Source organism: Cytobacillus oceanisediminis, from assembly GCF_003182355.1.
Lineage (GTDB): Bacteria > Bacillota > Bacilli > Bacillales > Cytobacillaceae > Cytobacillus > Cytobacillus oceanisediminis_A.
In genome coordinates this window covers 75158-87923 of record NZ_QGTW01000006.1, presented here as the reverse complement: position 1 = coordinate 87923, position 12766 = coordinate 75158, and the positions used below count along the sequence as shown (strand labels likewise).

Here is a 12766-nt window from a genome sequence, read left to right as displayed (position 1 = left end):
AAAGCGATGAGAGAAACACTAAGTTTGGATGGGGTCTGGAATTTCAGGCCGGACAAGAAGGATGAAGGAGAATGGCGGGACTGGCAGACAGCCGGAATTCCTGAAGGAAATGATGTGAATGTGCCGCACATTTGGCAAAGGGATGGAGGCAGCCTTGTCAGCTATAACGGCGCGGCATGGTATGAGAAAATCTTCACCTTCCCGGCAAAAGAAGGCAGGGTTTACCTCCATTTCGGTGCGGTCGATTATCATGCAAGAGTATGGCTGAACGGACAGTATGTCGGGGAGCATGAAGGCGGATTTACTCCGTTTGAATTTGAAATAACGGATTACCTCGTCCAGGATGCAGAAAACAAAGTAACTGTGAGGGTTTTTGATCCCGAGGATAATGCCGAGATTCCGATTGGCAAGCAAGGAAGCTGGTATACGCGGGTCAGCGGCATCTGGCAAAGTGTTTACATAGAGAGCAGGCCGGCCGCTTTTATCGAAGCTGTCCAGGTGACCCCTAATACGGATACTAGTGAAATTAAAGTGAACTACATTATAAATGGGGATTTATCGGGAGGGTCAGAGGTTCGATTCGCCGTCCGCCATCATCTCTCGACTGATATGTCGGTTGTGACAGAAACAGTGAATATAACCGAAAACCAGGGCGAATATATTCTTTCCATCCCTAACCCAATCTTTTGGGATATGGACAACCCGCATTTGTATGACTTGGAAGTGACGCTTCAAGAAGATTCGCAGATTTTTCCATTCGGCATGAGAAAGGTGTCTTTTGAGGATGGCCGGGTGATGTTGAATGGCAAGCCGGTGTATATCCGGGGAGCATTGGACCAGGCGTTTTATCCGGATACCGTTTATGTGGCTCCGTCTGATGAATTTATCCAAAAAGAAATACAGCTGGCCAAACAAATGGGCTTTAACATGCTCAGAAAGCATATCAAAGTCGAAATCCCGAGGTATTTGTATTGGGCCGACAGGATGGGCATGCTGATTTGGGCGGAACCGCCAAACTATGTGAAATTCACTCCGCAGGCAACGAGGAGATTTCAAAATGAACTGACGGCGATGATCAACCGGGACTTCAATCATCCTTCGATTTTGATCTGGTCCATTTATAACGAGGAATGGGGCCTGGAGTGGGATTTGGCCAATGACCCGGTGAAGCAGAAGCATGTCGAAGAAATGTATGACTATGTAAAGGCACTCGATCCAACAAGGCTTATTTGCGACAACTCAGGCTGGACACATGTGAAAACCGATATTAATGACCATCACAGGTACTTTGTCTGTCCCGACCAGCTGGAGGCATGGCAAAAAGACCTGGATGAATTCGTGATCGGCAATCCGGATCAAAATTTTGTGGATGGCTATCAGTCAAATGGAGAGCCGATCATTGTCTCCGAGTTTGGGGTTTGGGGGCTGCCGAGCGTTGACAAGCTGAAAGAACATTATGGCGAAGAGCCTTGGTGGTTCATTAACCAAGGGGAAGAATCTCACCAAGAGGACTATAAAAAGCCGACAACAGGCATGGAGAATTTCACCAAATACCAATTGAATGAAACCTTTGATACCTTTGAAGATTTGGCTGTAACATCGCAGAAGCGAATGTTCAGAGCTGTGAAATCTGTGATTGAAGAAATGAGGAAACGCCCGGAGATCGCAGGCTATGTTGTCACCGAATTTACGGATATTGAGTGGGAGACAAATGGCTGGCTGGATTACCTTCGAAATCCAAAAGAGGGCTTCGAGAATCTGATTGACTTTAATGGTGCTTTAACCGTGATGGTCGACAAAATGGCGAGCAATGTATGGGCAGGGGAGAAGGTTTCCTTGGGCCTTGTGATCAGCAATGACGATTTGAAAGAATTTGAAGCTTCCGTTCATTGGTCCATCTCCGGTCTGGAAGCAAGCGGGGCGGTGCCGGTCCGCTCAATCGGCGAAACGATCATCAGGCTTGAAGACGCGATTTCATTCGAGGTTCCGGAAGTGGAAGCTGCGGGCTTCCATGAGCTCAAGCTGGTTCTGAAGGCCGGCGATCAAATTCTGGCGGTAAATCAGGAAGAAATGACGATTACTCCGAGAGTTGTAAAGAAAAGAGGAGAAATTTCCGTCCGCGAATCATCGGGAAGACTGCAGACGGAGCTGGTTTTAAATGGTTATGAAGTGAACAGTAACCTCAGCCAAGGAGTTCCAGTCCTCACAGATCAGCTTGATCAGGAGGTTCTCGATTTTGTCCACAAAGGCGGGGAAGTGATTTTTCTTGCTGAAGAAGGAGACAGGATTGAGGAAAAAGGACACTTTACTTTTAGGGAGCTTCCTGCCGGGGAAAGCTGGCCGCGGGCTTCATCCTTTAATTTTGTAAATCCAGGCTATTTCCCTGGTGTTCCTATAAACCCGGAAATGGGCTGGGAAGCCGACCTGCTCATTCCGGACTATGTCGTGCCTTTCAGCGATTATAAAAAGCCGGGCAGCCGCCGGTCCATAAATATGTTCGGAAGTCCGGGATTGGCTCAGTCCTCCAAAATACTTTCAGGCTATTTCCAGGGATGGGTTGGGCAGGTTGGAGGTTCGATCATGGTCCAGAAATACGGAAAAGGGACGATTACTTTAACCACCTGGAAACTAAAGGAGAACTATGGAAAACACCCGATTGCCACGCAGGTAGTTGACACCCTGGTAATATTGGATACCAAGGAAGTTTTTAAGATGGAAGAACAGGCGACAGTATAAATAACAGTGCCTGCCTTTCTGCACGGGAAGGGCGGGCACTTTTTCCGAAAGAGGGGGAGTAAGTCTATGAAAATAAAAAAATTGGAATTATTCAAGGTGCCTCCAAGATGGCTGTTTTTAAAAATCACCACGGATAATGGCCTGACAGGCTGGGGCGAGCCAGTGGTTGAGGGGCGGGCTGATACCGTAAAAACGGCTGTTGAGGAATTGAGCGAATATCTCATCGGCCAGAATCCATTAAGAATCGAGGATTTGTGGCAGGTGATGTACCGCGGCGGATTTTACCGCGGGGGCCCAATCCTGACAAGCGCGATTTCCGGCATCGAACAGGCCCTTTGGGATATTAAAGGGAAATATTATAATGCCCCGGTTTATGAGCTTTTGGGAGGAGCCTGCCGGGATAAAATCAAAGTGTATAACTGGATTGGCGGCGACAGGCCGTCGGATGTGAAGCTTGCTGCTCAAAAACAAATCGAAGCCGGATTTACAGCCGTTAAGATGAATGGGACCGAAGAAATGCACTATATAGATTCATTCTCAAAAGTAGAGGAGGTTATTGAACGGATTGCGGCTGTGCGTGAGGTAGGAGGAAGCGACTTTGGAATCGGCATTGATTTCCACGGCCGTGTCCATAAATCAATGGCCAAGGTACTCGCCAAGGAGCTTGAGCCTTATCGTCCGATGTTCATTGAAGAGCCGGTTCTCCCCGAAAATAATGAGGCGTTAAAAGAAATTGCCAGATATACTTCGGCGCCGATTGCGACCGGTGAACGGATGTATACCCGATGGGGCTTTAAAGGAATTTTGCAGGAAGGAATCGTGGATATTATACAGCCTGATGTTTCCCATGCGGGAGGGATTTTGGAAACGAGAAAGATTGCTGCCATAGCCGAAGCGTATGATATCGCCCTTGCGCCGCACTGCCCTCTCGGCCCGATTGCATTGGCCTCGTGCCTTCATGTGGACGCCTGCTCGCCAAATGCCTTTATTCAGGAACAAAGCCTTGGCATTCACTACAACGAAGGCAGCGACCTGCTTGATTACTTGCTGGATGCCAAAACCTTTGCCTACAAGGATGGCTATGTCTCCCTGCCAACAGGTCCGGGGCTTGGAATAGATATCAATGAAGAAAAAATCAGGGAAGTTGCCGAGGTTGGGCATCATTGGAGAAATCCGGTCTGGCGGCGCCATGACGGCACGGTTGCGGAGTGGTAAAGTGATGAAAGACATTGACCTGATTACACTGGGCGAGACAATGGCGCTTTTTACCCCGGGAAGTGAAGGCTATATGCGGTATGCATCAGAGTTTTCCCGCTCGTTTGCCGGTTCCGAAACAAATGTGGCTATCGGGGTATCAAGATTCTGCTTTAAAACCGGGTGGATCAGCAAGGTCGGTAAAGATGAATTGGGCCAGGCCTTGCTTCGTTTTTTAAGAGGAGAAGAGATCGATGTTTCGCAAGTGAAAGAAGATAAAGACCATCCAACGGGCCTTATGTTCAAGGAATACCTTAGGGACAAGTAGCTTAGGGTTTTCTATTACCGCAAGGATTCAGCGGCCAGCCAACTTGCCCCGGAAGATATTGATGAAACCTATATCAAGCGGGCGAAATATCTCTTTCTCTCAGGCATAACCCCAGCTCTGAGCGATTCCTGCTTTGTAACGGTGAAAAGAACAGTTGAGCTTGCCAGGAATGCAGGTGTGACCGTCATTTTTGATCCGAACTTGCGGCGCAAGCTTTGGACAGAGGATAAAGCAAGAAGGATATTGACCGAACAATCAGGTTTGGCGGATATTGTCCTCCCTGGCGTGGCCGAAGGCGAATTTCTGTTTGGGACCAGCGATATCAAGGAAATTGGGCAGTCGTTTCTTGGGCTGGGGGCGAACCTCGCAATAGTCAAGCTTGGTGCGAAAGGGGCCCATTATTTTAGCGGCAGTGAAAATGCTAGGGTTCCTGGTTTCAAGGTGGAAAGAGTGATTGATCCAATCGGGGCGGGAGATGCGTTTGCCGCCGGATTCATTACAGGATTGATCGAAAATCTTCCATTGAAGGATGCGGTTGTAAGAGCCAATGGTTTTGGGGCAATGGTGACACTTGTCAAAGGCGATGTAGAAGGCCTGCCTGAAAGAATGGAATTGGAGCAATTCATCGGCCAGGCGTCCTTTGAAGATGTTCAGCGATGAAGGAGGGGACATGTTTGACCTTAGAAGCGATAAAACAACATAAAATCATATCCATTATCAGAGGCGTCCCAGGTGAATTTATACCGCAAATCTTTGATGCTTTATACGAGGGTGGAATCAGACTGGTTGAGCTGACGCTAAATACCGACAATGCCCTCGACCTTATTGCAGATATGAGTAAAAGATACGGAGGGAAATTGCTGATAGGTGCTGGAACCGTGAAGGATGAGGAAAATGCCAGGTTGGCAATCGACGCCGGGGCCAAGTTCATCCTGACACCCATCCTTGACATCCCAACCATCCACGCAGTCAAAGAGAGAGGGGCCGTGTGCATCACCGGAGCCTTAAGCCCAACAGAAATTTATACCGCTTTCACACATGGATCGGACCTAGTAAAAGTCTTCCCGGCCGGGCCAATGGGCGCAGGGTACATAAAGGACCTCAAAGGACCAATGCCGCAAATCCCGCTTGTCCCGACGGGGGGAATCGATGTAACCAATGCATCAAGCTATCTTCAAGTCGGCGCTGTTGCCTTGGGGATTGGCAGTTCACTTGTACCTGCAAAAGAACAATACAGCAGTGCTGATATTGCCGAGATAAAGGCAAAAGCTGGGCAATTTCTAAAGCTTAGGGACGGTTCTAGTGCTTCCTCGTTTTCCCGGAAAAATATTTTTTCCTTCCGATTATTCTCCAAGTCTTGATGGATTATTTAGAAATACCAAATCACAGAGTGTTCTTTATTCTAAAAAGAGGGATATAGTGATTTTACCTTTGAATGTGGTATCGCAATATTTTAAAGGGGACTCCCCATACAGTAATTTTTTTACTTACGTTGAAGAAACGATTAAACAAAAAACGTAAATAAAAATGGTACCGGCATTTTTCAGTGCAATAAATTAATAAAGTTACTCAAGTAACGGGTGCGTTGATCCGGGAAGGATTGAGGCACCTTTTTGCTGAATTCCTTATTTAACAAACGAAGCATTTAGTTTATTCTTTCTGGTTAACAGCAAGTTGAGCATCCTGTAAACCTCCAAGATTTGATTTGGCGTAAATTCACTATGGAAAGAATCTAGGATAAGGAACGTAATGCCAAGTTTTTCTTGAAAATTCTCAAAAAACGATTTATCATATAAATAGTTAATTAATTTAATTAAGTTATTTTTTGACTCGACTAAGAATGGGGTGGAGAACTTGGCAACCATTTATCAAGAATTAGAAAACCTCTTAGAATATGGATTAAAAGAAAAGTTATTTGAAAAAGAGGATAAAGTATATGTAAGAAATCGGATTATGGCTGTTTTAAAACTCGACGAATGGGAGGATAGTGCACCTTCTGTGCAAATCTCATCCTTATCAAGAACTCTGAATTTAATTTTAGATTGGGCCTATAAAAATGGTTTAATTGAGACAAATACCTTAACCGAGCGCGATATCCTTGAGACCGAAATAATGAATTGCCTTATTCCTCGCCCCTCAGAGGTAATTCGTGAGTTTTACAATAAATATGAACAAGGTTCGAAAGAAGCAACGGATTATTATTATCATTTATCAACAGCTTCTAATTACATTCGTACAGATAGAATTCAAAAAAATAAACAATGGAGAGCAGAGACACCTTATGGGGAGATTGACATTTCCATCAACCTGTCAAAACCTGAAAAGGATCCAAAAGAAATTGCCATGATAAAAAATGTCCCATCCTCGTCCTATCCTGCTTGCCTCCTGTGCAGGGAGAATGAAGGTTACAGGGGAACTCTCCGCCATCCGGCAAGAGGGACACACCGAATAATACCGGTTAAATTGAATGGAGAAGATTGGTTTTTCCAATACTCACCATATGTTTATTATAATGAGCATAGCATTGTTTTGAGGAAAGAACACGTGCCTATGAAAATGTCTGAGGACACATTTAGAAGGCTGCTGGATTTTATCGAAGCGTTTCCGCATTATTTTATCGGATCAAATGCCGATTTGCCGATTGTAGGGGGATCCATTTTATCACATGACCACTTTCAAAGCGGGCAATATACCTTTGCTCTTGAAAGAGCAGAAACAGCAGAAATAATTCGGCTAAGGAATTTTCCATCAGTAACGATCGGTAGGGTCAACTGGCCAATGTCGGTTTTAAGAGTTCAGGGCAGCAAAGAAGAAGTGGCTGAAGTAAGTAATATTATTTTTCAGACATGGCAGAATTATAGTGATCCACCTGCAGAAATTCATGCACATACTGGTAGAACCCCCCACAATACAGTTACTCCGATTGCACGCAAAAGGGGAAAGTTATTTGAGATGGATGTCGTTCTTAGGAATAACCGGACTTCTGAGGAATTTCCGGATGGAATTTTTCATCCTCACCAAGAACTTCATCATATTAAAAAAGAAAATATTGGACTGATTGAAGTTATGGGGCTAGCGGTCTTACCTGGAAGGCTTTCCGAAGAACTTAACAATCTGGCAAAGTACCTCCTGAATCCAATTGAAAAATCTACGTGGGGACAGGACATGTTAAAACATTGGGAATGGTATTGTAACATAAGGAGAAAGTACAGTCAGCCTACTGAAGATAATGTAATGGAAATTATAAAGTGCGAGGTTGGCCAGAAATTCCAGACAGTACTTGAACATGCCGGAGTATATAAGCAGACAAATGAGGGATTGAAAGCCTTCAAGCGCTTTTTAGATGCATTAGAAAATCAATAAACACTTAAAAGGAATTAGCGGTTAGCTCTAATTCCTTTTAAAATCTAACATTAGTAAATTAACTTAATTAAGATAATAATTTAATAGCAAAATAGAAAGTAGGAATGAAAATGAACCCTTCGGAATTAGCCATTCTGTTTCAAGAGGCCTTTGGATATCGTAAAGGGATTCGGCTTTTTTTTGCACCGGGAAGAGTAAATTTAATAGGGGAACACACGGATTATAACGGTGGATACGTGTTTCCGGCAGCTTTAACTTATGGGACCTGGGCAGCAGCCGGCCCAAGAGAAGATGGCATCTACCGCTTCCGGTCAGCAAATTTTAGCAGTGGGGTAGATATAATGACGGCTGACATTACTTACAGGGAAGAAGATGATTGGGTCAACTATCCAAAAGGTATGCTTCAAGAACTGATTCAGTTTTCCGGCCTCGAACATTTTAAAGGAGCGGATATTATTTTTTATGGCAATATTCCAAACGGAGCTGGCTTATCGTCTTCTGCTTCTATTGAATTGGTCACAGGATTGGCATTGAGCAACCTTGCCGGGTTAAATATTGAAATGTTGGAATTGGTTAAGATGGGACAGCATGCAGAGAACCGATTTGTGGGAGTTAATTGCGGTATTATGGATCAGTTTGCTGTAGGCATGGGAAAAAAGGATCATGCGATTGCCTTAAAATGTGACACACTCGAATATCATTATGTACCTGTAAATATTGAGGGATATAAAATTGTGATAACCAATACGAATAAGCGCCGCGGGTTGGCAGATTCAAAATACAATGAGCGCCGCCGGGAATGTGAAGAAGGTCTTAGATTATTACAGGCAGAACTTCCGCATATTCGCTCGCTTGGCGATGTCACGCTGCAGGAGTGGGAACATACCAGGCATGTTATGAAAGATCCAGTGATTGTTGGAAGAGTTGAACATGTAGTGACCGAGAATGAGCGTGTTCTGAAAGCTATGAAAGCTTTGAAGGATTGCGATCTTTCTACCTTTGGAAGGTTAATGAAGGAGTCCCATTTGTCATTGAGGAATCTTTACGAAGTGACCGGTGAAGAGCTTGATGCCCTTTTTGAGGAAGCGTCTAAAATCGAAGGTTGTATTGGTACCAGAATGACAGGGGCAGGATTTGGAGGATGTAACGTGAGCCTTGTAAAAGAGGAAGCAATTAAGGAATTTCAAGAATCTGTTGCAGAAAATTACCAGGCCAGGACAGGTTTGGAGCCAACTTTTTATGTATGTGATATCGGCGATGGAGCCAAAGAAATACCAATACTAGAAAATTAAAGTGTAGGGAGGAAGAGCGATGGCCATTTTAGTTACCGGAGGAGCAGGGTATATCGGGAGCCATACTGTAGCGGAGCTTTTGAATCAGGGTGAAGAGGTTGTTATTATTGATAATTTGGCAACTGGCCATGAAAAAGCTGTCATCGGGGGAACTTTTTATGAGGGAGATTTGCGTGATAGAAAGTTTTTAGGCGAGGTCTTTTCCACTCATAATATTGAGGCAGTTATTCACTTTGCTGCCAGATCACTCGTTGGGGAAAGCGTATTTAAGCCGCTTGAGTACTATGAAAATAATTTGATTGCCTCCCATACCCTAGTAAATGCCATGCTTGATCATGGTGTGAAAAAGATTGTCTTTAGTTCAACAGCAGCAACTTACGGAGAACCCAGAAATATTCCTATTCAAGAACATGATGAAACAAATCCGACAAGTCCTTATGGAGAAACAAAGCTTGCTATGGAAAAAATGTTCCACTGGTGTGATTCTGCTTACGGACTAAAATCCATTTCTCTGCGGTACTTTAACGCCGCAGGTGCTCATCCTAACGGAGAAATTGGAGAAGACCACAATCCGGAAAGTCACTTGATTCCTATTATTCTTCAGGTGGCACTTGGTCAAAGAGGTCATATTGGAATTTTTGGCGATGACTACCCAACGAAGGATGGCACATGTATTCGTGATTATATTCATGTAATGGACCTGGCAAATGCCCATTGGCTTGCCTTGGAGTATTTGCGCAAAAAAGAAACTAGTGATGTATTTAATTTAGGACATGGAACCGGGTTTTCCGTGAAAGAGGTTATTGAAACTGCCCGAAAAGTTACAGGAGAACCGATCCCGGAAGTCGTTAGCCCAAGGCGTGCTGGTGATCCGGCTGTATTAATTGCATCACCTGAAAAGGCACAAACTGCTCTTGGCTGGAAGCCTCAATACAATGACCTTGCAACAATTATTGAGTCAGCCTGGAAATGGCATAGCACCAATCCAGCAGGCTATAAGGAGCAGAAGGAGGAGAATTGATGTGAAGGAGTTTGTATGTACCCCGCTGGAAAAAGTGTTGAAATTTATAGAGGAAAGCAAGTATGACGGTGTTTTTTTTCGCAAACGCTCTAACTTTGCCTGGATTACTGGCGGAAAAGACAATCATATTGTGAATACAACTGAAAATGGTGTTGCAGACCTGGTTTTTTTTGCTGATAAAAAATATTGCATCACTTCGAAAATGGAATTAGCCAGGATACATGATGAAGAGATTGAAGGTTTAGGTTACGAGTTTATTACAACTGAATGGTATGAAAACCAGGATGCAGCGATCAGATCCCTTTGCGATGGGAAATTGATTGCGAGTGATGTGCATTTTAAACCTTTTGAAAAGTGTGCAAGTGAGCTTTCAAACCTACGTTATACACTAACTGAAGAAGAAAAAGAACGCTATCGATGGCTTGCGCAAAAAGCCGCCAAAGCTGTAGAGACTACTGCAAGGGAAATCCAGCCTGGCTGGACGGAGTTTGAAATTCAGGCACATTTGGCTTCGAAGTTAATAAAAGATGGAATTAACCCACAGGTAATTCTTGTATCTACTGATGAAAGGGTATTTAACTACCGACATCCAATACCGACAGAGAAGAAGCTGCAAAACTATGCGATGATTGTCATTTGTGCTGAGAAGTGGGGGTTGGTAGCCAATGTAACCCGATTTGTCCATTTTGGTCCCCTCCCTAAGGTGATTGAAGATAACAAGCATAAGTTAGTGAATATTGATATTGCAATGAATCGGGCAACAAGGCCAGGAATACTCATTAAGGATGTACTCGAAAGTGGTTTTGAACAATATCGTGCAGCAGGCTATGGTGAGGATTGGCGCTTCCTTCACCAGGGCGGTCCTACAGGCTATGAATCTCGCGAATTTCTGGCAGTACCGGAGGGTCCTGGAGTTGTGAATCTACATCAGGCATTTGCTTGGAATCCTGCCATTCGCGGAATTAAATCGGAGGATACTATTCTTGTTGGAGAAGAGGATAATGAAGTATTAACACACACTGGCGAGTGGGTATATATTGAAGTTCAACAGGACGGAAAAACCTATTTGCGCCCTGATATTTTAGTCCGAGAAATAGTGAATGAGTGATAAAAGGTCCGCTTCCTTGGCAAGCGGACCTTTTCGTATTTATAGATTTGCATTTTTAAAGAGAAACTGAGCCAGCTTTCATCCCTTTATATATTAGGTATTCAAGCCCAATCATACTGCGGCGTTCAAAAAAAGCCACAGAATCTATTTTCATGACTCGCTTGTCCGTTTTTTATTTAGTGTTAAGAACTGGCGCATTTACTTTTAGTTCACTAGGCTGTAGTCCTTTAATTGTAGGCCATCCATCTTTCCAATTGAGCGGGTCGATTATAAGCACTTCTTTTTAGGAGCAGGGATATTGGTGTCGAGAATTCTATCGATTCATTCTTTATAGGTGATAGTGGAACTCCTTATCTATTCTGGGGCAGCTTTAATGGCATATATGGAGTTGAGCTTGAAGAAGATGGATTTAAGGTAAAAGGCAAGCCATTTCAGTTTGCCGGAAATGCCTTTGAAGCTCTATTGGGCCGACAAGATTGGTTACTTAGTTTGGGGAGAAATGGCTAATGCATCTGAATATAGAGAAGAAGCAGCTCGAAGACTTGCAACTGAGTGGTTTGAAGTTGTAAAGCGTGATTACAGCCATCCATCGATTATTGTATGGCTCCCACTCAATGAAAGTTGGGGTAGATCTCGTGTCGCCAATGATAAATATCAGCAGGCTCATGCTCGTCTATGTACTGGCAGACAAAATCGGTTGACCAGTTACGTCCTGTGCTTTCCAACGATGGTTGGGGGCATTCCATTTCTGACATTTGTGGAATTCACAACTATAAAACACCAGATCAAATAGAAAGAGCATATATGGATAATGAGAGTCCTGTCTCAACAACACCGGCTAACCGTGTTATTTATGCACATGGCTTTTCTTACCGCGGAGAGCCAATAATGATTACGGAATATGGCGGAATAGCCTATAAAGCGGATGGGTTCTGAAGGATGGGGCTATTCAGCAGTTCGAATCAGCTGAGGAACTGGTAAACCATTAAAAGAGGGTGACAAAGGTGCTCTTTAACAGCCCAGTAGTCCAAGGTTTTTGCTAAACACAACTAACAGATGTAGAGCAAGAGATTAATGGCCTATTTACTTATGATAGAAAACCAAAATGTGATCTGAATAAAAAAGGAAATAAACAGCCAAAAATATATGAACAGAAGCCTTATCCATGTGATTGCATAAGGCTTTATTAAAACAGTAATTGTGTATTGTCCCTATTAAGTCAAAAAAACCTTCATGATACCATGGGGAAAGAATGTTACTTGGAGGGAATATTTTAATGCAGTAATAAAATACGTAAATAGTTCCAAGAGTTATAAAGTATTGGCGGAAGAGTTGGGAATCCGGAATCGCAGACAGCTCAAGATTTAGGTTAGGAAGTGGGAAAATAAAGATTGTGAGTTGGGAGCTATCTAAGAGAGATGATCTTGAACTTGTGTTAAATACAGTAGAAAAATGGACAAAGGAATAAGACTCTGTGGAGCCGTTCCTCATTCTGACCAGAGGTTCCAGTACACGTCTAAGCTATACAACTCTCGAAAAGGAAACTGCCTGGACAACGCCTCCGTTGAATCATTCTTCCCACACCTCAAAACAGAGAAGTTGTATATGGGACAGTTTAATTCAGATGAAGAGCAATGGCAAGCCATAGACGATTACATCTATTACTATAATTACAAACGAAGAAAAAACAACTAAAGAAACGTGCGCCGATTGAATATCGAGAC

General features: G+C 43.7%; 9 protein-coding genes and 1 pseudogene. All 10 read left to right on the top strand.

Annotated features, from left to right (window positions below; all coding sequences use genetic code 11):
- Positions 1–6 precede the first annotated feature (6 nt).
- The 10 genes and pseudogenes from DFO73_RS12735 to DFO73_RS29835 all read left to right on the top strand — a co-directional run bounded on the left by DFO73_RS12735 (position 7) and on the right by DFO73_RS29835 (position 12737).
- A complete protein-coding gene (locus DFO73_RS12735) occupies positions 7–2736 on the top strand; it encodes a glycoside hydrolase family 2 protein (RefSeq protein ID WP_110065133.1) in 2730 nt (909 codons plus the stop codon).
- A 66-nt stretch (positions 2737–2802) separates the two neighbouring features.
- Positions 2803–3951 carry a galactonate dehydratase gene (dgoD, locus tag DFO73_RS12730; RefSeq protein ID WP_110065132.1) on the top strand — a complete coding sequence of 383 codons (1149 nt, stop codon included), beginning with the start codon at positions 2803–2805 and terminating at the stop codon, positions 3949–3951.
- A pseudogene (locus DFO73_RS12725) lies at positions 3860–4918 on the top strand (sugar kinase). Before dgoD ends, DFO73_RS12725 begins: the two are co-directional and overlap by 92 nt.
- Positions 4919–4932: 14 nt before the next feature.
- Positions 4933–5619: a bifunctional 4-hydroxy-2-oxoglutarate aldolase/2-dehydro-3-deoxy-phosphogluconate aldolase gene (locus DFO73_RS12720; protein WP_258309443.1), complete on the top strand. Its 687-nt coding sequence runs from the start codon at positions 4933–4935 to the stop codon at positions 5617–5619.
- A 493-nt stretch (positions 5620–6112) separates the two neighbouring features.
- The gene (galT, locus tag DFO73_RS12710; RefSeq protein ID WP_110065129.1) at positions 6113–7621 is read left to right on the top strand and encodes a UDP-glucose--hexose-1-phosphate uridylyltransferase; all 1509 of its coding nucleotides are present in this window, start codon (positions 6113–6115) and stop codon (positions 7619–7621) included.
- Positions 7622–7731: 110 nt separating this feature from the next.
- The gene (locus DFO73_RS12705; protein WP_110065128.1) at positions 7732–8913 is read left to right on the top strand and encodes a galactokinase; all 1182 of its coding nucleotides are present in this window, start codon (positions 7732–7734) and stop codon (positions 8911–8913) included.
- A 19-nt stretch (positions 8914–8932) separates the two neighbouring features.
- On the top strand, positions 8933–9934 hold the full coding sequence (galE, locus tag DFO73_RS12700) for a UDP-glucose 4-epimerase GalE (RefSeq protein ID WP_110065127.1): 1002 nt from the start codon (positions 8933–8935) through the stop codon (positions 9932–9934).
- 1 nt (position 9935) lies between these two features.
- A complete protein-coding gene (locus tag DFO73_RS12695) occupies positions 9936–11042 on the top strand; it encodes a M24 family metallopeptidase (RefSeq protein ID WP_219993430.1) in 1107 nt (368 codons plus the stop codon).
- Positions 11043–11717: 675 nt separating this feature from the next.
- Entirely contained in the window at positions 11718–11978 is a 261-nt protein-coding gene (locus tag DFO73_RS12690) for a hypothetical protein (protein WP_110065125.1), read from the top strand.
- Positions 11979–12494: 516 nt separating this feature from the next.
- Positions 12495–12737, top strand: coding sequence for an IS3 family transposase (locus DFO73_RS29835; protein ID WP_110065124.1), 243 nt, complete (start codon positions 12495–12497; stop codon positions 12735–12737).
- Positions 12738–12766 lie beyond the last annotated feature (29 nt).

What these genes read in the sequence shown, in the direction of transcription:
- DFO73_RS12735 (WP_110065133.1), top strand. Translation starts at nt 7, where the DNA reads ATGAGAGAAACACTAAGTTTGGATGGGGTCTGGAATTTCAGGCCGGAC.
- dgoD (WP_110065132.1), top strand. Translation starts at nt 2,803, where the DNA reads ATGAAAATAAAAAAATTGGAATTATTCAAGGTGCCTCCAAGATGGCTG.
- DFO73_RS12705 (WP_110065128.1), top strand. Translation starts at nt 7,732, where the DNA reads ATGAACCCTTCGGAATTAGCCATTCTGTTTCAAGAGGCCTTTGGATAT.
- galE (WP_110065127.1), top strand. Translation starts at nt 8,933, where the DNA reads ATGGCCATTTTAGTTACCGGAGGAGCAGGGTATATCGGGAGCCATACT.
- DFO73_RS12690 (WP_110065125.1), top strand. Translation starts at nt 11,718, where the DNA reads ATGTACTGGCAGACAAAATCGGTTGACCAGTTACGTCCTGTGCTTTCC.
- DFO73_RS29835 (WP_110065124.1), top strand. Translation starts at nt 12,495, where the DNA reads ATGGACAAAGGAATAAGACTCTGTGGAGCCGTTCCTCATTCTGACCAG.